General features: G+C 61.0%; 17 protein-coding genes and 1 pseudogene. 14 read left to right on the forward strand and 4 right to left on the reverse strand.

What is annotated here, in order from left to right:
• Window positions 1-113 precede the first annotated feature (113 nt).
• The 12 genes and pseudogenes from AC0L2Y_RS28090 to AC0L2Y_RS28145 form a co-directional block, all read left to right on the forward strand.
• Window positions 114-264: pseudogene (locus tag AC0L2Y_RS28090) on the forward strand (IS110 family transposase); the annotation flags it as partial.
• Between the two features lie 379 nt (window positions 265-643).
• Window positions 644-1,810 carry a GmrSD restriction endonuclease domain-containing protein gene (locus AC0L2Y_RS28095; protein ID WP_473560967.1) on the forward strand — a complete coding sequence of 389 codons (1,167 nt, stop codon included), beginning with the start codon at window positions 644-646 and terminating at the stop codon, window positions 1,808-1,810.
• Window positions 1,807-2,958: a DUF3696 domain-containing protein gene (locus AC0L2Y_RS28100; RefSeq protein WP_473560969.1), complete on the forward strand. Its 1,152-nt coding sequence runs from the start codon at window positions 1,807-1,809 to the stop codon at window positions 2,956-2,958. The genes AC0L2Y_RS28095 and AC0L2Y_RS28100 overlap by 4 nt, the downstream gene beginning before the upstream one ends.
• Window positions 2,959-2,960: 2 nt before the next feature.
• Entirely contained in the window at window positions 2,961-3,926 is a 966-nt protein-coding gene (locus AC0L2Y_RS28105) for a hypothetical protein (protein ID WP_473560971.1), read from the forward strand.
• A gap of 662 nt (window positions 3,927-4,588) precedes the next feature.
• The gene (locus tag AC0L2Y_RS28110) at window positions 4,589-5,326 is read left to right on the forward strand and encodes a sigma-70 RNA polymerase sigma factor region 4 domain-containing protein (protein WP_473560973.1); all 738 of its coding nucleotides are present in this window, start codon (window positions 4,589-4,591) and stop codon (window positions 5,324-5,326) included.
• Window positions 5,327-5,330: 4 nt separating this feature from the next.
• A complete protein-coding gene (locus tag AC0L2Y_RS28115; protein ID WP_473560975.1) occupies window positions 5,331-5,930 on the forward strand; it encodes a hypothetical protein in 600 nt (199 codons plus the stop codon).
• Entirely contained in the window at window positions 5,931-6,392 is a 462-nt protein-coding gene (locus tag AC0L2Y_RS28120; RefSeq protein WP_473560976.1) for an ImmA/IrrE family metallo-endopeptidase, read from the forward strand. It begins immediately after the preceding gene.
• Window positions 6,370-9,273 (forward strand): ATP-dependent DNA helicase, encoded by a 2,904-nt coding sequence (locus AC0L2Y_RS28125; RefSeq protein ID WP_473560978.1) that lies wholly within the window; start codon window positions 6,370-6,372, stop codon window positions 9,271-9,273. The genes AC0L2Y_RS28120 and AC0L2Y_RS28125 overlap by 23 nt, the downstream gene beginning before the upstream one ends.
• Before the next feature lie 161 nt (window positions 9,274-9,434).
• Complete coding sequence (locus AC0L2Y_RS28130; RefSeq protein ID WP_473560980.1) at window positions 9,435-9,905, forward strand: hypothetical protein; 471 nt, start codon at window positions 9,435-9,437, stop codon at window positions 9,903-9,905.
• Window positions 9,905-10,381 (forward strand): DUF7665 family protein, encoded by a 477-nt coding sequence (locus AC0L2Y_RS28135; RefSeq protein ID WP_473560982.1) that lies wholly within the window; start codon window positions 9,905-9,907, stop codon window positions 10,379-10,381. Before AC0L2Y_RS28130 ends, AC0L2Y_RS28135 begins: the two co-directional genes overlap by 1 nt.
• On the forward strand, window positions 10,329-10,853 hold the full coding sequence (locus AC0L2Y_RS28140) for a hypothetical protein (protein ID WP_473560983.1): 525 nt from the start codon (window positions 10,329-10,331) through the stop codon (window positions 10,851-10,853). Before AC0L2Y_RS28135 ends, AC0L2Y_RS28140 begins: the two co-directional genes overlap by 53 nt.
• Complete coding sequence (locus AC0L2Y_RS28145; protein WP_473560985.1) at window positions 10,846-12,237, forward strand: hypothetical protein; 1,392 nt, start codon at window positions 10,846-10,848, stop codon at window positions 12,235-12,237. The genes AC0L2Y_RS28140 and AC0L2Y_RS28145 overlap by 8 nt, the downstream gene beginning before the upstream one ends.
• A gap of 126 nt (window positions 12,238-12,363) precedes the next feature.
• Here the strand turns inward: AC0L2Y_RS28145 and scpB are convergent, their stop codons facing one another.
• Window positions 12,364-13,050, reverse strand: coding sequence for an SMC-Scp complex subunit ScpB (scpB, locus tag AC0L2Y_RS28150; RefSeq protein WP_473560987.1), 687 nt, complete (start codon window positions 13,048-13,050; stop codon window positions 12,364-12,366).
• A gap of 2 nt (window positions 13,051-13,052) precedes the next feature.
• Window positions 13,053-14,000 carry a DUF1403 family protein gene (locus AC0L2Y_RS28155; protein WP_473560989.1) on the reverse strand — a complete coding sequence of 316 codons (948 nt, stop codon included), beginning with the start codon at window positions 13,998-14,000 and terminating at the stop codon, window positions 13,053-13,055.
• A 126-nt stretch (window positions 14,001-14,126) separates the two neighbouring features.
• Here AC0L2Y_RS28155 and AC0L2Y_RS28160 point away from each other — a divergent pair, with 126 nt between their 5' ends.
• Window positions 14,127-15,362, forward strand: coding sequence for a site-specific integrase (locus AC0L2Y_RS28160; RefSeq protein ID WP_473560991.1), 1,236 nt, complete (start codon window positions 14,127-14,129; stop codon window positions 15,360-15,362).
• A gap of 37 nt (window positions 15,363-15,399) precedes the next feature.
• Here the strand turns inward: AC0L2Y_RS28160 and AC0L2Y_RS28165 are convergent, their stop codons facing one another.
• Window positions 15,400-16,092, reverse strand: a complete 693-nt coding sequence (locus AC0L2Y_RS28165) for a nucleotidyl transferase AbiEii/AbiGii toxin family protein (protein ID WP_473560993.1) — start codon at window positions 16,090-16,092, stop codon at window positions 15,400-15,402.
• A complete protein-coding gene (locus AC0L2Y_RS28170; protein ID WP_473560994.1) occupies window positions 16,092-16,355 on the reverse strand; it encodes a hypothetical protein in 264 nt (87 codons plus the stop codon). Before AC0L2Y_RS28170 ends, AC0L2Y_RS28165 begins: the two co-directional genes overlap by 1 nt.
• Window positions 16,356-16,547: 192 nt before the next feature.
• Here AC0L2Y_RS28170 and AC0L2Y_RS28175 point away from each other — a divergent pair, with 192 nt between their 5' ends.
• Window positions 16,548-17,504 carry a hypothetical protein gene (locus AC0L2Y_RS28175; RefSeq protein WP_473560996.1) on the forward strand — a complete coding sequence of 319 codons (957 nt, stop codon included), beginning with the start codon at window positions 16,548-16,550 and terminating at the stop codon, window positions 17,502-17,504.
• The last annotated feature ends 117 nt before the right edge of the window (window positions 17,505-17,621 follow it).

Consider the following 17,621-nt stretch of genomic DNA (forward strand, 5'->3'; position numbering starts at 1 on the left):
GACTGTCCGTTAGACCGTATGTCCGCTTCTGCCGGTGAGGTGGCTCGCCCTATACTGCGCGTCCGAGGGTTGCTCGGCGGGCTGAGCCGCTCCTAATCATAGGAGAACGAGCCGTGGCAGATTATAGGGAAGCATTTGTCCGAATCGATGTCGCAAAGCTGAGGAATGCCATCGCAGTTGCGGATGGCGGGCGGGCGGGAGAAGTTCGCTTCTTCGGCGACGTCGACGCCTCGGATGAGAACATGCGCCGAGTTATCCAGCGGATCGCCATTTCGATCGAGTTGGCCCGCGCCCGGGATCGGCGTGGGGAGGATGACGTTGGTTTAGAGATCGAGTGGCTACCTTGCACATGCTCCGTTCCTTTTCTGAGTCTCGATAACCAGAGAAAAGACGGCCAAATCCCGTTTGACGGGCAGGCACATGCGACATTTCGATTCGATCAAAACTTTCCCCGGGTAGCCCTGCCAGGAATGGGGCCTGAGTTTGCTAATGGGCACGCATGAGCGGGCAGACCTCATAATTTCGGCGAAGCAGGTTCGCCTACGCCCGCGAAAACCCTTGACCCATCGGCGACAGTTTTGCGAACTGTGATATAGCGTGCTCGCATCGGCAGCCGACCAGCCCGCAGTGATCAAGGATAGCAATGAACGAGACTGAAGATGACGCTACGCTCGAGACAGAGGTGGCCGAAAATATCATCGGCGTCGAGCCAGAACCGCTCGACCAGTCTCTGGTAATCGATCGGCCGTTTGATCCCAGTAAGATTCGCGTCACCACCGAGAAGAAGAACATCGATCTCATCGTGAGGCGCATCCAGCACAGCGAGATCGATCTGGCGCCGGAATTTCAGCGCCGGGCACGCGTTTGGCATGTTCACCGCAAGAGCCAATTGATCGAATCGCTACTGCTCCGTATCCCCCTCCCCGTCTTTTATGTGGCGGCCAATGAAAAGGACGACTGGGCCGTCGTTGACGGACTTCAGCGGTTGACAACCATTTTCGACTTCATGACCGGCGAGTTTCGTCTGTCGGGCTTGGAATACCTAAGGGTCCTGGACGGCAAGACGTTCGAAGAGCTTGATCGCGCTATGCAGCGCCGCATCGAGGAAACGGAACTCGTCATCAACGTGATCCAACCGGGTACGCCCGAAGAGGTCATGATCAATATATTCAAGCGCATCAACACTGGTGGCGTTCCGCTCACCGGGCAAGAGATCCGCAATGCGCTGAACAAAGGGCCCGTGCGTTCCTATCTTCGCGAGCTGGCTGAGCATCCATCTTTCATTTCAGCGACAGACGGCACCGTGCGAGACGACCGGATGGATGCGCAGGAAATGGTCCTGCGCTTCCTCGCATTCCGGATGACAGCGCCAGCGGAGTACAGAGTAAATGACCTGGACACATTCCTGAACGACGCCATGCGGCGCATCAATGCCATGACCGACGTCGAACGAGACGCGCTGGCCAGCGAATTCGTTCGGGCGATGAGCGCCGCGCGCCGTATCTTTGACCGCTTGGCCTTCCGCAAGCCTCGATTCGACGAGAAAGGCAATCTCAAATCCGATCGCAACCCGGTGAGCAAGCCGCTTTTCGAGGCATGGTCAGTTTCACTGGCCACGCAGAGCGACGGAGCTCTTTCGGACCTTGGCGATCGCCGCGAAACTGTCGTCAGATCGTTCAATGAGCTGATCCGAACCGATCCCGAATTCGTCATTTCGATTTCCTATTCCACCGGCGTTCCCAAGCGTGTTGTGAAGCGCTTTGATGAAATCGCCTCTCTTTTGCTCAAAGTGTTGGCAGACCTGTCGTGAAAAGCCTGCATATCAAGAATTTCAAGAGCATTGCCGACGTCGAGCTGCCGCTTGGCAGGATAACCTTGTTGACCGGCCTCAACGGCGCCGGCAAAAGCAGCGTCATGCAGGCGCTTCTAGCCATAAAGCAATCCTACAAAAGTGGCGAATTGCAGCGAGGGCTCCTCAACTTCTCCGGCGAGCTTGTGGACCTGGGCTCTGCCGGCGAGGTGCTTTTCGAAGACGCCTCCGAGGACAGGATCGAATTCTCTTTCATCTCCGATGAGCGATCAGAAGCGATCCGGCTGGCATTTGCCATTACCGAAGACAGATCGATCGCGATCGCTGTCGATGTACCGGAGAACAAGCTAGCCATCCAAAGGATGCTGGCGCACCCGACGATAAGCGCTCTGCTAACAGGAGAACTACCTGGCGCCGATCACCTTGCGTTCCAATATCTTCATGCGGAGCGAAACGGACCACGCAAATCGCTGCCCATGTCCGGAAGGCGTCGGCTGGAACTGGGAACGCGAGGCGAATACGTGCTGCAGGCCTTGTTTGAGCATCAGGACAGCGCAACGCTGAGCGGCAGCGATCCGCGGCGCATCGAGGGGCATGGCGCCCGCCTCAGAGATCTAGTCGAGGCTTGGTTGAGTGAGGTCAGCCCCGACGTCCGACTCGATCTCACACCGCTCGCCCAGGCTGATCTTATCGTGGGAGGCTATACGTTTGGCAGCGAAGGATCCCTGCGCAGCCGGAGTTTTCGGGCAACCAATGTCGGTTTTGGCCTGAGCTATATCTTACCCGTTTTGGTCGCGCTTCTGGCAACCCCTACCGGTGGCCTGGTGCTGATCGAAAATCCGGAGGCGCATCTGCATCCCCGCGGCCAGACCAGGATCGGTGAGCTGTGTGCCCGCGCGGCTGCGGCCGGCGTACAGGTTCTCGTCGAGACCCATTCGGACCATCTGATGGATGGTGTCAGGATTGCCGTGCGCGAAGGAATCGTTGACCCTGAGGAGGCGGTCTTCCACTACTTTACGCGAACGGGCTCAAAATCATCGGTCGAGACTCCAAGCATAGACCGCTCCGGAAAATTGAGTGCGTGGCCCGCGCACTTTTTCGATCAGCATCGAAGAAATACCGCCCGGCTGGTCAAGCCGACGAAGTGATCATGACCGACTACGTCCTCAACCGAGCGTCCGTCTCCGCCCGCTTCGACAACCTTCAGGCCGCGCAGGCCGAGTTCCTGCAATTGGCTAGAGCGCTGGCAGCGCTTGATGACGAAGTTGAAGCCCTGCCAGCATTCCGCTCTTACAATGATCCATGGCTCATCCCGTTGGTCGATCAGCCCGACGCCGCTTTGTCGTTGGGCGATGTTGCCCATAGCCTCTATGCGATCGACGAGCACGAAGCTGCCGAGTATTTCGATGCGCTGCAAAGAATGGCGCCGGCGGATTCGGATCTTGAGGAGGCCGAAATCGAGGCGGTCCTGCGGCTTGAGCCTCAACATGCGGCACAAGATCATGACGCCTGTTTTGGCCGCGCCGTCGAGGCAGCGCCAGACGCAGTGCTATGCGCAGTCACCGGTGACCTGCTAGTGGGGCTATCCCGCCAAGGCCATTGGAACATCGACCATCTTGCTTTCAAGTCAGGGGACAAGGACTACCATCTCGATCATCTGAGCAATTCGGTGCACGCGGTCGCGATCCGTGACCGTCGCACTGAAGACATGATGAGAGCGCTAACCGCGCGAGATCTATGGGAAAGCAGAGGCAGGCTGTTCCCGAACCTCAAGTTTGGGGTCGAGGTCGAAGGCCAACTCGCCCACTTCGACGGCGGTTTGCTACCGCTATTGTTCCGTCGGTTCGCCGATCTGGACCGTCGTGCAGCGATTTGGAAAAACACGAGCTTGTTCCCTGACCATCGTCCCCGCATAAAGCCGGAGTCCGATCCGACCATGGCGCAATACGCAGCTCAGCGCAGGTTTCGTAATGCGCAAGGTCAAAGCACAACCTATGAAGAGCACATCTACGTCGACAGCCTTTACCGCATTCATCTTTTGAAGCTTGCCGCCGACCAAACTATTGAGATCGGGTATGTTGGCCGCCACCTGCCGACTGTCAGACACCGGACCTAGCGTTCTATGTCCCCCTTGGTGGTCTCAGACCGCCTGATATCGTGGTCCTGCATGCTGATCCCCGAAATAGGACGGATCGGTCGCATGTAGCTGGGTGATCCCGAAGGATCGAGGTCACTAGCCATGGCTCTTTCCGAGTCTTTGGCGGGCTTGTTAGCTCGCTAACGGTTGGAAGCTGCTGAAAGCAGACCGCAAAGGGCGGTTAACTTGCTTGGCCTGGCGTGCCAGCGACGAACGCGGCGTGACTAGACAGCAATTGTCTACCCTCACGGAGCACGGGTCCGGTCCGCCGCCCTTTAGAATTCGTGGTACTCATCCTGGCTCATGGCAAGCAGCCGACCGGGCCGCGGTTCAATTTTGGTTCAAAACCAATCCTCCGCCCGTTATTCCGGTGCTATAGTTTTGAAATATTCCGTGGAAATCATTGATCTGACGAAAAGGATTTCATTTCACTAACTCCATTTCGTGAAAATTGGCTGCAAGGTCGAATCGTTTCAGACAACCCGTTTCTGGCCTACATCACCGAGATAACAGGCCCCCGCGGCACTCAAGTTGGCGGGGTGGAACCGCGGGTTTGAAAAAAATGAAAATTCCTCTTTCCGCTTTTTCATTCTTCGTCAGATCAAGAAATACCAGATGACTGGTTGCCAAGGGAGAGCCCGGTGAAGCCACTGGCGGGATCGAACAAACAAGGCGAGCGCTACGTCCGGCCGGATGCGGTGGCGGCCGAGATAGAAGCCGTCCTTGAATGGCCGCTGCCGCAGGCGTTCGCTTTGGCTGCGGCGGGCAAGCTGCGGCCTCAGACGCTTGTCTACTTGATGCGAAACTGCAAGCCGAACCGACCTACTGCGCAATATGATGCCCTGATCGTTGCGTTCTTCTCAAGGCTGCAGCGGGCCGGCGCTCCAATGACAAGGGGTATGTCGGACCTGGACAGAGAACGCGTAGACGATCTGGTCAAGGACAAGGCGCTGAAGTTGATAGAAACGGACCGCCTGGACATCTTCGAGATGAGTTTCAAGCTCGGTGCGGAGCGGCTTTATCTGACGGCAAAGGCCGCTGTCCGTCTTCGCACTAGGACAGAGGTCTCACGCGAGGACCTTAGCGAACCGGGCTCCGACCTGACCGGCGAGGAGGCTGCGGATTCGCTGAGCCTGGCCAAAGGTGGGTCGATGCCTTTGGCGGAAGCCAAGGCTATGTTGAACCAGATCTACGAGTTGCTCACCGAAAAGGAGCGCCTGGCCATATTCTACGTTCATCAGGCTGGCCTGACGGAGAAGGAAGCAGGCGAGCAGATGGGCTGCACGGACCGCAACGTCCGATATTTGATCAAGAGCGCGAGCCGGAAGGCCCGGGCGAGCGAGGAGAGCGCGCCACGCCAAAGGCGCGGGAAAGAGTGAGGCCATGAACAGCAACCCAATCCCTATGGATCAGCTTGACGATATACTGGCCGTCGTGCACCTCGAGCTTGAGGATGGCGCCACCGCTGACCGCATCAATCAGATCGCAAACGAGAACCCGCAACTGCGCGCCGAGATTCTGGCCTTTGCCGCCGAATGGTTCGCTTCGGATGGAAGTGATTTGTCGGACGACATCCTTACCGTTCAACAGACAGTTTCGGAGCATACAATATTGTTGGAGCGGTTTTGGCAGCTGACGATGCCTGCTGCGATCGACCCGTTCGAGAAACTGTCGACTGATGACCTACAAGCATTGGCTGAACGATGCCGCGTCGACCTGATTATCCTACGCCAGCTTGTCAGGGGCCGCATTGACGAGACCACCATTCCGGGAAAGTTGATTGCCTGGCTTGCTGACGCCACCGGCGCGAGTATGGCAGACGTCTGGTCACATCTGGCATCGGGTCAGATCAACGCCGCGGCCGATTATTTCGCGCCTTCCGGCAGGCGCACGGGTGCGAAGGTAAGCTTCGCCGAAGCGATCCGAAGTTCGGACCTCAGTCCAGATGACAAACAGTTTTGGCTCGCGCACCTGGAAGCTTGATTGGACCAGTTTGCAGCAATTCGCGCACTTGCTCGGGCGCTCAGGAATGAAGCCGCACTGTCGGATTCTCTGACAGCAATGGAGGTTGCTCGCGGGGTGGCAAAACACCTCGGGCTCGCCATCCGACCACATGAACCGGACTACCATGAGCTGGACGGTGCGCACGGCGCGCTCGATCGTCAGTTCAAATTCATATTCGTGCGTAATGACCTGGCCGATGACGAGCTGGCCGAGGTGATTGCCCATGAGATTGGTCACTTCAAAGTCCATGATGGTGTTGAGAAGGGCTATTATCCCCGCTCAGAAGCGAATGGCGGGGATCCCAGCCAGCGCATTGAGACTTATGGCATCAAGGAGCGCCGAGAGGCCCAGGCCAACAGTTTTGGACGAGAGCTGATTTTGCCGCGGCCGCTCGCCAAACGACTATTTCTGCAAGGAAATGAATGCAAGCCGCATCTCTGAAGATCTCAAGGTGCGCTATGACACTACGCTGCAACAGCTTGCCGACGGCCTGCTCCTGCCTGACGTACAGTCCACTGCCGAGACGTTCAGTCCCGCAAACGACAATTGCAATGAATCGCAGGCCCGTGCGGTCGATCATCGCGGGTCGCCGTTCCTGCTTGGGGCCGGACCTGGAACCGGGAAGACCAAGACCCTCACCGCGAGGATCGTCTCTCTGATCGCGGACAAGGTCCCACCCGAGAAGATCCTGGCTCTTACGTTCTCAAACAGGGCAGCACTGGAACTGGCGGAACGCGTCCAGCGCGTGGCAGGCTCAAGCGCCGTCAATGTCTGGACCGGAACATTTCATGCTTTCGGATTGGACACGATCCGCAAGCACCACGCGCTTTTCGGTGTCTCGGGCGATCCAAAGATCGTCGACGCCAGTGAAGGCGTGGCAATGCTTGAGGAGGTCCTGCCAGCGCTTGATCTGAAGCACTACCTCAATCTCTTCGAGCCCGCGCTGGTGCTTCGCGACATATTGCGAGCGATCGCGCGCGCCAAGGACGAATTGTGGACCTGGAAAGACTACGCTCGGGCTGCCGAACAGATGCGCGTGAGGGCACAGACGGGTGACGAGACGGTGGCTGCCGAGAAGGCGCGCGAAGTAGCGCTGGTCTACGAGCACTATCAAAACCAGCTCATCAAGGACCGGGCGGTCGACTATGGCGATCTGATCATGCGACCGACACTGTTGATGCGCTCGGACCAGGATTTTCGGGACGGAATGCGCAAGCGCTTCACCCACGTCCATATAGACGAATACCAGGACGTGAACCGCGCCAGCGCGATGCTTGTCAAGGAAATCGTTGCAGAAGGCAGCAATCTGTGGGCCGTAGGCGACGCCCGTCAGTCCATCTACCGGTTCCGTGGCGCATCCGCGGCAAACATAGCCAGGTTTGAAGCTGACTACTCCGTGGGAATAAGGGACGGCTTGGAAGAGAACTACCGCTCAAGCGAAGAGATCATCGAGGCCTACACGGCCTTTGGCGCCACCATGAAAGTCAGCGCCTTCGCAGGCACCAGCACGCTGCATGCCGCAATCGGTTCGATCGGTGAGAGCCCATCCATTTTTCCATGCGCCGACACCCAGGCCGAGATGGACGTCCTTGCCGGGTCAATCCGCGAGCTCGAGGCAAGAGGCGTTTCGCTTCGCTCGCAGACCGTACTTGCCAGAAGCAACGGCTTGCTTGCCACTGTTGCGGAGGAGCTCGAGGCACGGGGAATACCCGTTCTTTATCTCGGGCCGCTTTTTGAGCGTGCAGAGGTTCGCGATCTGCTTTCCCTGCTTTCGATCATTTCCGACAGCGCGGGCACCGGCCTGGTGCGTATCGCTGGTCTTCCCGAATATCGCATCCCCCTGGAGGACGTACTGAAGGTCATTGGGGCCGCACGCACTACCGAGCAGCGGGTTCTCGATCTTCTCAGAAAAATAGAGAGCTTGAAGGAAATTTCAGCGGCCGGGCTTGCCGGACTGATGGTGTTGGCCCGTCACCTGCAAGGGACTACCCAAGGCACGACACCCTGGCTGGCGCTTAGCCGGTTTCTCTTTGATACAAGCGACTATGTAAGGACGGTTCTGTCGGGTCAGTCGCCATCCGACGACTTGCGTCGGGTCGCTGTGCGCCAACTCCTCGATGCGTTGCGCGCCATGCCCCTCCACGGTAAGGGAACACCGATCCGCCGCGCCCTTGATCGCATCCGCCACATGATCATGCTTGCCGACGAGCGCGACCTCAGACAGCTTCCGCCCGAACTGAGCGGGCTGGACGGGGTGCGCCTTATGACCGTTCACGCATCCAAGGGCCTGGAGTTCGAGGCAGTCCACCTGCCGGGGCTTTACGCTGGAGCGGTTCCCGCACCAAACCGACCGCCGGCCTGCCCCGCGCCGGTCGGAATGCTAGGCCCCGAGGAGGAGGACGCTCACGAGGCGGAGGAGGAGTGCATCCTCTTTGTTGCTATGTCGAGGGCAAAGAGGCACCTCAGACTCTATCGGCCCACCACGCGAAACGGCCGGAAGGCCAATCCATCAAAATTTCTCGAGCGTGTTCCCGTCGGCCCGGGTCATTCCATCGCCGGCGTGATCCGCAAATTGCCCCCGCGGAGCTACCACCCCATTCGCCTTCCGGCTGCCCCTGATGAGCTGACAGCAGATGATGTGGAGCGCTACTCGCAATGTCCGCGCCGCTTCTTCTACGCGCGCGTCCTAGGCCTGTCACAGCGATCCAAGGCAGGCGCATATCTTGCCGCGCATAGCTGCGTGCAAAAGGTGATCGCCTTCGTTCGCCAACTCGGCGAAGGCGTCGAATATGATCGCGCCGAAGCCGCCGCAATTTTTGACCATGCGTGGCATGAAAGCGAGCTCGAAGAGCACATGTTTGGCGCTGCATATCGCAAGCTGACCATGTCAATGCTCGATCGGTTGCACGCTTCGGCTGCTGGAGCGGCCGCCACCAATGGCCGCCTCTCCACAGCCATTGGTGGTGAGACCGTCGGCCTAGAGGTGGACCGTATCGTTCGCGACGGCGACAACCACGTTGTCAAGACAATCCGTTCGGGGCGGCAATCGGCCGGCGATGCGGATCGGCTGTCAGCGACCCTTCTTCTCAAAGCCGTCGAAGAGACGCTCGGCCCCCAAACGCGTGTCGAGCACCATTACCTGCTCCTGGGCTCAGTCCTTGAGATTGGCCAGACAAAGGCGAAGTTCGACAAGCGTCTGGGCGACTGCGAGGCGGCGATCGCAGATATCCGGAACGGGCTCTACGAGCCAAGGAAGGACGATTTCCGCTGCCCGCGCTGTCCTTACCTCTTCATTTGCGCCGCGCCGAACGCCGAAGCCTGACCGGGACCCTTTCTTCGGCAGCACCGTTGGCGGCCGAAGCACCAGCGGCGAAATCAATCCTCTAAAAAATCTTGGCAGCGGCCTTTCCGTTTTCATTGAACTCAGCCGATCCAATGTTCAAGGGCGGCCTGTTGCCGTGCCGGAATAGAGGAAACTGATAGATGAAAACTGTAATCTTTTTCGCGGCCGGAGCCGAGCCTCTCGATCGCGTCGAACTGGAAGGGGCTGCCGTCGTCGGGGATCTCCTTGCCGTGGTGAAGGAGCGCGGTATCGATGTCGCCGAGCTCCTGATTTTCAAGGAGGACGACGACGAGCCCCTGGAGCACCACCACCCGCTCCATGGCCATGATCACCCGGTGTTCCATGCCCACCGTTGCCGCAAAGTCGACGTCACCGTCCACTACAAGACGGAAGCCTTCAAGCACAAGTTCGCGCCCTCGGCGACGATCGCAAAGGTGACCCGCTGGGCTGTAGAAAAGGCGGGCCTTGGCAAGGAGGAGGCCGAGGAACACGTCCTCCAGATCCATGGTAGCCGCGTCCAGCCGCCCCAGAATGCGCATCTGGGCAGCTTCACCGGCGAAAGCTGCGCCGTGGTGTTCGACCTGGTCCGCAAGAAGTTGGTACAGGGCTGATGGAAGCTTTGGCGACGGCCGAGGAAAGGGCGTTCCGGGAACACCTGGAGCGCCCTGATTTCCAGTTCGGCACGATCAAACAACAATGGCGTCTGCTGCGCGTAGCGTGGCCGATCGCCGACTTCGCTATCAGAGCGCGCGATGGCACCGAATGGGGGTTCCGTTTTCTTCTGGACGGTTATCCAGCGCAACTGCCGAACGCCAGGCCTTGCGACATAGAGACCGGCGCGCCGCTTGCCGCAGGAAATTGGCCCAAGGGAGCGGGCCGGGTGGCGGCGGCCTTCAATCCCAACTGGAACGCCGCAGCCCTCTATTTGCCATGTGACCGGATGGCGTTGCCCGGCCACGAGCAGTGGATCGTGGAACACCCCGAACTGCTCTGGAAGCCCACCCGCGGAATTGTTCATTATCTGGAGATCATCCATGACCTTTTGGCTTCGTTTGCTTATTTCGCGCCTGTTCGGCCGGCCGCCTGATCTTTCCATCTCGGCTGGCCTCTGGCTCGAGCTGCTTGAGGGGCTGCGCATGCGAGGCGGCAATCGCCGTGAAAGCGGCGCCTTCCTGCTCGGGCCGACTGCAGCGCACCGCAGGGTCAGCTCTATCGTGTTCTACGACGAGATCGATCCTCACGCGTTCGATACCGGCATCATCGAGATCGACGGCGGCTCGATGGCGGATTTGTGGAACATCTGCCGTGAACGTGGCGAAGTTGTCGTGGCCGATGTTCACACCCATCCCGGCAGTGCCGGGCAAAGCGAATCTGATCGGCTGCACCCGATGATCGCCGAGCCGGGTCACATCGCAATGATCCTGCCTCGCTTTGCCGCCGAGCCGATCAGCTTCGAGGAGATCGGGCTCTACCGCTACCTGGGCCGTTTTCGCTGGACCATTCTCAAACGGTCGCTTCTGCGGCCCACACTGCGCATAGAAGGAACAATCCATGGCTGAAGATATCATTGATACCCTGAACAGGTCCGCCAAGCTCTTCATGGATCGCGGCACGGCCGCTACCGCGGAGGAAGCCCAGCAGCAGTTGCATTCTTTCCGGATGCACCTTTTCATCGGCGAGAGCGCAGCCTCGAGCCCGACCCATCAGGCGGCGCTGCTCACCGCTCTCAATTGCGCTCGCCGCACCCTTCTTGGCGGCGTTACGGTGTCGGGCGCCCTAGACGCGCCTTTGACTGTGCCGGTGGTTGCCGGTGCGACCCTGGCTGACGCGGTAGGACACCTTCATGGCATCGTCGTCGAGACCATCCCGCAAGACGTTCCGCTTGTCAGCATCGGAGCTCCGCCGCCGGTCGATCGCGCGGGTTTTGCTATCAGAACAACATTCGAAGGCTGGCGAGCCGGCCTAGCGCCCTTCGGCGCCCCTGCCCTCGCCGACTGTGCCGAGTTTACTCCCTCTGGCGTGCTTGCTGGAGCGCTGGCCGTGTCGGAAGTCTTCGCTCATTTCGATGGCGAGCCGATGGCGGGACACCGACCGATTGGGATGTCGCTGTGGGACCTCAAAGGGTCCGCCGATTGGAGATCGCCGACGTCTGATGGACCCGCCGTGGCACAGTTCCCATCGGATTTCTGGGTGATTGGGCTTGGCCATCTTGGCCAGGCTTTCCTATGGACGATCGGGCTCCTGCCGTTTGCTGATCCGTCAAATGTTCGCATGTTCCTTCAGGACATCGACCGGGCCGGGCCGTCGACCGAGAGTACATCCGTTCTCACTTTCGCTACAGACGCCGGGCGGCTGAAGACCCGCGTCTGCGCTGACTGGGTTGAGGCCCGCGGCTTCCAGTCCAGGCTGGTCGAGCGGAGGTTCGCTTCCGACCTGCGTGTTGGCCACGACGAACCCCTGCTGGCGCTTTGCGGAGTGGACAACCCCCAGGCGCGGGCCATCCTCGAAGGCGCGGGCTTTGCGACGGTTTTCGAGGCCGGCCTCGGTAGCGGCTTGGAGGATTTCCGCCTGATCAGAACCCATAGCTTCCCGGCACCAAACAAGGCGCTCGATATCTGGGCCGACGACCCGGAGATGGACGAGGCGGGGCATCAAAGAAATGCGCCCGTTGCCCTAGTTGGGCGCCCGCCTGCTTACAAGGATCTTCATGATCGCGGCGATCTCGACGAATGCGGCCTGACGCGGTTGGGACAAGTGGCGGTGGGCGCTCCCTTTGTCGGTATGACTGCTGCTGCCGTCCTGATTTCGCAAACGATCCGTATGGTCGCCGATGGCGTTCGCCCCACCGTCGTCAATTTGGATCTTAGGGCACCACAGCATCGTAGCCTCGTGCTGCGCGAAGCTCATGACATCGTTCTGTTTGGCACCGCCGGATTGGCCTGAGGAGGATGTCTACCTACTCGAGAATACAAGTCCTCTCGCCTGTTAAGAGCGTTGGCTTCCAGCGTGCAACGGTGAGGGCCGGATATATCCACTGGAGGGGGGCGAGAAGGACGACCTCAACCATTGTCAGGGTAGCTCCATATCGGCCGATCGAGCAGCGAATGATCCCGGGATATCACCGACCAAAAACTTCTCCTTCGACAGCAGCCCGGCGTCCTCGAGGGCCTCGAAATCCGGCAGCTGGCGCAGCGTGTCGAGCCCGAACTGCGACAGGAAGGTTTTCGTCGTCACATAGGTGTAGGGCGCGCCGGGCTGCGGGCTGCGCGGCCCCGAGGCGATCAGTTGCTCAGCGCGCAGCACGCCGATCAGGTCGCGCGACACCTCCTTGCCGAAGAAGGAAGACAGCTCGCCTCGCGTGATCGGCTGGAAATAGGCAATGCACATCAAGACCAGCGCCTCCGATTGCGTCAGCTCCTTTGCCCCCTCGCCCGCTGCCGTGCCGAAGGCGGCGCGGATGGCGTCGCCAAAAATTTTCTTGGTCCGGTGCTGCCAGCCGCCGGCGACCGCGACCAGCTCATAGGGGCGGTCGGCGAGCTCGGCGCGGATGTCGTCGATGATCAGCTCGAGATTGCAGTTTCTTCCCACCACCCGCGCGAGGACACTGCCTGTCACCGGTTCATTTGCGGCAAAAATCACCGCTTCGACGCGGCCCATCCACTCGCGCCAGCGCAGTTCCGGCGGCAAGTGCTCGAGTTCGGTGTCCAGCAGCGCCGGCTGATCGTTCGGCTTGCGGCGGACGGAGGCTTCGGCCATCGCTAGAGTCCAAACAGCCGAAACGTGGTGCGGCCGGAAAGCTCGCGCACCGCCTCGAGTTGTTGCAGCCGCTCGAACAGGCGCCGCGCCGCAAAGCGCGACAGGTCTTTGGTCGTCAGCGAGCCGGAGACGGCGTCTTCACTGAGAAGCAGAAAGATCACCTCGCCGGCGCCTTTGGCGCGCAGTTTCGGAGCCACGGCCAGGAGTTTTTCGGCGCGGCGCGACAGCTCGGCGGCCAGCCGGCAGGCGTCTGCCCCCGCCGCCACCAGCGCCAGGCAAACCGCCCGCTCAAAATTCTCGTCCCCGGGTCGGATGCGCCTGCCGCCGGCCTCGCCGCGAAAGACCGAAGCAAAAACCTGCGCCATCAGCAGCGGCAGCGGCCGCGGCCAACGCAGGCTTTGCGCCAACACCAGGTCGGCGAGCCACCAGGCAAATAGCTCGGCATCGGGGCGCATGGCGACGACGTGAGCGGCGATCGCCGCGGCGGCGAACGGCGCCGACCGCTGGGACTTTGCCAGGTTATCGACCTCCGCGCAAAGCGCGGCAAGCGCGGCACCGTCCCAGTGGAGTCCGAGCATCTCGACGATCCTGGCGAAACGATCGGCGGTGACGGGCGGCTGCCCGGCCAGCTGTCGCCAGGCGCCAAGGATGGCGCCGGCGGGACCGGGATCAACGCCGACCGGGCGCAGGTGCCAGGCGTCGCGCAGGGCGGCCGCGTCCTCGGCGCGGCCGGCGAGCCGCATGCTGGCGGCGGCACAGCGATGCGCCAGCCGCTGCCGCCAGGCGCCGGCCCAGGCAGGCTGCGCCCGGGCAAGGGTGTCGAGCGCGGCCAGGGCGGCGCCGGCCTGGAAGGCGGCGTCGGCGTCGCTGGCGGCGCCGGCGGCGAGCGCCCAGGCGGGGACGGTCGGCGGCGCGGCGGAGCTGGCGGTCGCGGGATCGAGGCGAATCATGGTTTTGGAGGGTAAAGCGGCCGTGCGCTTTGCGCTATCGTTTTCGCGCCAAAGCGCACAACCTGTCGGGGCGATAAAACGAATGATAATCTTGCCTTATCGTTCGTTTTCGTCTCTATATGAGAAATGGCCGTTTTCGTCGAGCAGAAGCCCAACAATCGCCCTCAGCCATCATCCGGAGCGTCCCACAGCTGGCCGCAAGACCTTGTTTCCGCCACGCCGGTGTCGGCTGAGCCCAGGGCCGGCGCCGACAGTCCCGACGGCGAGCTGCCGGACATCGTCTCGATCGTCATGGCGATGGATCAGGCGCCGGAAGACCAGCCTGCGAAAGCCCCCTCCCCTGCCCTGCTGATCAGCGGCGGCCAGACGCGTGTGCCGGCGCATCTGGAAAAACTCGCCGATCGTGCCCGCGACTATGTCGAGGCGGCGAGCTCGGCCAACACCCGCCGCGCCTACGCCGCCGACTGGAAGCATTTTGGGAGCTGGTGCCGGCGCCAAAGCGTCGAGGTGTTTCCGCCCGATCCGCACGTTGTCGGGCTGTACATCACAGCTTGCGCATCCGGCACGGCCACTGGCGACAGGACGCCAAACTCCGTGTCGACGATCGAGCGACGGCTGTCCTCGCTGACCTGGAATTTCTCTCAGCGTGGCCAACCACTGGACCGGAAAGACCGGCACATCGCCACCGTCATGGCCGGTATCCGCAACACCCACGCCTCCCCTCCCCGGCAAAAGGAAGCCATCCTGCCCGAGGATCTGATTGCCATGCTGGAAACGCTCGACCGCGGAAGCTTACGCGGGCTGCGCGACCGCGCTATGCTGCTCCTCGGTTTCGCCGGCGGCCTCCGCCGATCCGAGATCGTGGCTTTGGATGTCGGCCGCGACCAGACCGAGGACGGCCGCGGCTGGATCGAGATCCTCGACAAGGGCATGCTCGTTTCCCTTCGCGGTAAGACCGGCTGGAGAGAGGTCGAAGTCGGGCGCGGCTCATCCGATGCCACCTGTCCGGTTGTCGCGGTGCAGACCTGGCTCAAGCTCGCCCGTGTCGCACACGGACCGCTGTTCCGGCGCGTCACCGGCCAGGGCAAGGCGGTCGGCGCCGATCGGCTCAACGACCAGGAGGTCGCCCGCCTGGTCAAGCGGACCGCGCTGGCGGCCGGCGTACGCGGCGACCTGCCGGAAGGCGAACGCGGAAAGCTCTTTGCCGGCCATTCGCTGCGCGCTGGCCTCGCCTCCTCGGCCGAAGTCGACGAGCGCTATGTGCAGAAGCAACTCGGCCATACTAGCGCCGAGATGACCCGCAGGTATCAGCGGCGGCGTGACCGCTTCCGGGTCAATCTCACCAAGGCGTCCGGGCTCTGAACAGCCCCCTCCCCCGGTTGATCGCTGGGTGAGGCGGTCAGATTCTTTGAGGTGATGACAACACCTCGTCGAGCACAGCCAGCGCTGCGTCCAGACTATCGGCGGCCGACGCTTCGTAGTCAGGCATGATCATCAGCTGCGCGATCGCGCGGCCGACGAATTCCGGGTTGAGCTTTTCCATCCGCTGTCTGGCGAGAGCGACCTGTTCTGGGAGCGCACGCAGAGCGTTGACGACCTCGTCCAGTTGCGACCGGGCTGCGGCAGCGATGTCGAAGATGTCGCGCGGTTTGGCTTCCGATCCCCGGTAATAGACCTTCTTGGCGATAATTTCCGGAATGGTTTCAAGACGCACCGTCCTGCCTTCCACCACACGGGTCTCGAACGGCGTCCTTGTTAGCGCTCCGGCAACGATGAAGTCGATTTCGCCAACGCCTTCGAAGGCGAACTTCTGAAATCGAAGCCCGTCACCCAGATAGTCGGATGGCATCGCTTCGAAGTGCAGGTGGCTTCTGGAGGGGTCGATGAATCCGAGCAATTGAGGGTCGTCGAGGAAGATATCGATGTCATGGCTTTCGCGATGGCCGATCTGGATCATCATCGCCGTTCCGCCGCCAAATGACCATTCAAAGTCATCGCCGCCGGCATTCTCGCGAAGCTGATCGATCAGGTCGATAGTAATGCCAAAAAGCCGCCGCCATTCGGACGGGCGTCGGCTATCAAGTCCAGCCATTACGCGGCGAGCGGATAGCTCTCGCCGGACCAGGCAGAGAACTTGGCGGCAAACGCCTTCAGGTCGTCGACCGCGATGTGGTGCGCGGTTGCGAACTCGACTTGCTGGGCGAGAGGGACCTCGCCGAGAAAGGCGCTGACATGACCGGGATGCTGCTTGGCCAGATCGATATCAGCAAGGCAATGCGCCAGCGCCGCCTCGTCCAGTTGATCACTGTAGGGCGCGTTCACCGTCGTCAGGACTGAACCCAGATGCTTGCTCATCATGCGTGCAAGATAGTCGTTTCAGGCTGGTCGCACAAGTTGCCGCCCTCTAGCGCACCATCGGCGGTCGGCGACGTCAGCGTTGTTCTCGTGACCCAAATGAGCCAGAATCGCCTCCAAGATCGCCGACGACGACGCGCGGCATTCCCTTGATGAAAAAGCGCGGATTTCCCAGCCGGCCGGAGCCCAAGAATGACCGAGCAAAAACCCGTCCGCCTGCCCGACCCCGCTTCCGTCGAAACCGTGCTCGCGGGTTTAGAGCCGCAGTCAGCCGACATCGAACTCGCCCCTGCCCTGAACAAGGCCTTTCCAGGCTTCGTCTTCACCGTCGCGACCATTGACGATCCATACTGGTGCAACCCTCACGACGTTGTCGCTGCCGACGGCACCCGCCTGGGCGACCATCGCGCCTGGGTCGAGCATGAACTGTCCGAGGTAGGCGGTGACCTCAACGCCTTCTGGAACCGGCATCGCCAGAGCGGGGAAAAATTCGCCGAATGGCGCGGCACCACCGCCTTCGCCTTTGCCCCGACCGGTCCCGGCGTCGCCGACTTCGTGCAGATCTCGCTCGGCCGCCAGATCGAGTTTCTGGCCGGCGCGGTGGTCGATCCCGACTATCGCCCCCGCAAAGTCGACGATCTGTTCGAGCCGACCTGGATTCTGCGCGGTTCCGCGGTCGAGACACAACAGCCCGCAGGGCCAGTCAATCGGCTGCGCGGCCGTTCCGGCGGCGGCATCGTCCACATGCGCAGTTTTTTGGCGCGCCGGACGCGCATCCAACGCAAACTGCGCGAGGCGCAGCGGCCCGAGCTGGAAAACCGTTTCATCCGCGAGGTCGGCCCAGATGGCACCCGCGAAACCGCATTTTTTGACGCCGATCCCGACTGGTTCGATTTCGTGCCGCGCGAAAGCCGCTTCTTTGTTGCCTGGACTGAGCGGCTGCTCGCCGACGAAGGCGTCTCCGTGCACCGGCTGATGGAACGGATTAAGGCGATTGACACCGAAATCGATCTGCCCTTCGCCTGGTTCTTTCTGATGACCCACGACCATTGGTTCGATCCGAATGTCGGTCACGCGATCGTCGCCAGGAGCTCAATGTCGCGATCACTCGCCAGGCACCGGTGCGGGTCGCCTAAGGAAAGCCGATAAGAATTTGCGCGGGACGCTTGGGTAAGCAGGAGCTGTGCTTGGGATAAGCACGCTTTGTCCGCAGACAAAATCGCCGAATTATGTAGCATATTCAGTTGCATGAATCACATCATGTAA

This window comes from Mesorhizobium sp. WSM4830 (assembly GCF_055811495.1).

Bases quoted from the DNA above. Each gene is read 5' to 3' on its own strand.
- AC0L2Y_RS28095 (WP_473560967.1), top strand. From the start codon at position 644: ATGAACGAGACTGAAGATGACGCTACGCTCGAGACAGAGGTGGCCGAA.
- AC0L2Y_RS28105 (WP_473560971.1), top strand. From the start codon at position 2,961: ATGACCGACTACGTCCTCAACCGAGCGTCCGTCTCCGCCCGCTTCGAC.
- AC0L2Y_RS28115 (WP_473560975.1), top strand. From the start codon at position 5,331: ATGAACAGCAACCCAATCCCTATGGATCAGCTTGACGATATACTGGCC.
- AC0L2Y_RS28125 (WP_473560978.1), top strand. From the start codon at position 6,370: ATGAATGCAAGCCGCATCTCTGAAGATCTCAAGGTGCGCTATGACACT.
- AC0L2Y_RS28130 (WP_473560980.1), top strand. From the start codon at position 9,435: ATGAAAACTGTAATCTTTTTCGCGGCCGGAGCCGAGCCTCTCGATCGC.
- AC0L2Y_RS28135 (WP_473560982.1), top strand. From the start codon at position 9,905: ATGGAAGCTTTGGCGACGGCCGAGGAAAGGGCGTTCCGGGAACACCTG.
- AC0L2Y_RS28140 (WP_473560983.1), top strand. From the start codon at position 10,329: ATGACCTTTTGGCTTCGTTTGCTTATTTCGCGCCTGTTCGGCCGGCCG.
- AC0L2Y_RS28145 (WP_473560985.1), top strand. From the start codon at position 10,846: ATGGCTGAAGATATCATTGATACCCTGAACAGGTCCGCCAAGCTCTTC.
- scpB (WP_473560987.1), bottom strand. From the start codon at position 13,050: ATGGCCGAAGCCTCCGTCCGCCGCAAGCCGAACGATCAGCCGGCGCTG.
- AC0L2Y_RS28155 (WP_473560989.1), bottom strand. From the start codon at position 14,000: ATGATTCGCCTCGATCCCGCGACCGCCAGCTCCGCCGCGCCGCCGACC.
- AC0L2Y_RS28160 (WP_473560991.1), top strand. From the start codon at position 14,127: ATGGCCGTTTTCGTCGAGCAGAAGCCCAACAATCGCCCTCAGCCATCA.
- AC0L2Y_RS28165 (WP_473560993.1), bottom strand. From the start codon at position 16,092: ATGGCTGGACTTGATAGCCGACGCCCGTCCGAATGGCGGCGGCTTTTT.
- AC0L2Y_RS28170 (WP_473560994.1), bottom strand. From the start codon at position 16,355: ATGAGCAAGCATCTGGGTTCAGTCCTGACGACGGTGAACGCGCCCTAC.
- AC0L2Y_RS28175 (WP_473560996.1), top strand. From the start codon at position 16,548: ATGACCGAGCAAAAACCCGTCCGCCTGCCCGACCCCGCTTCCGTCGAA.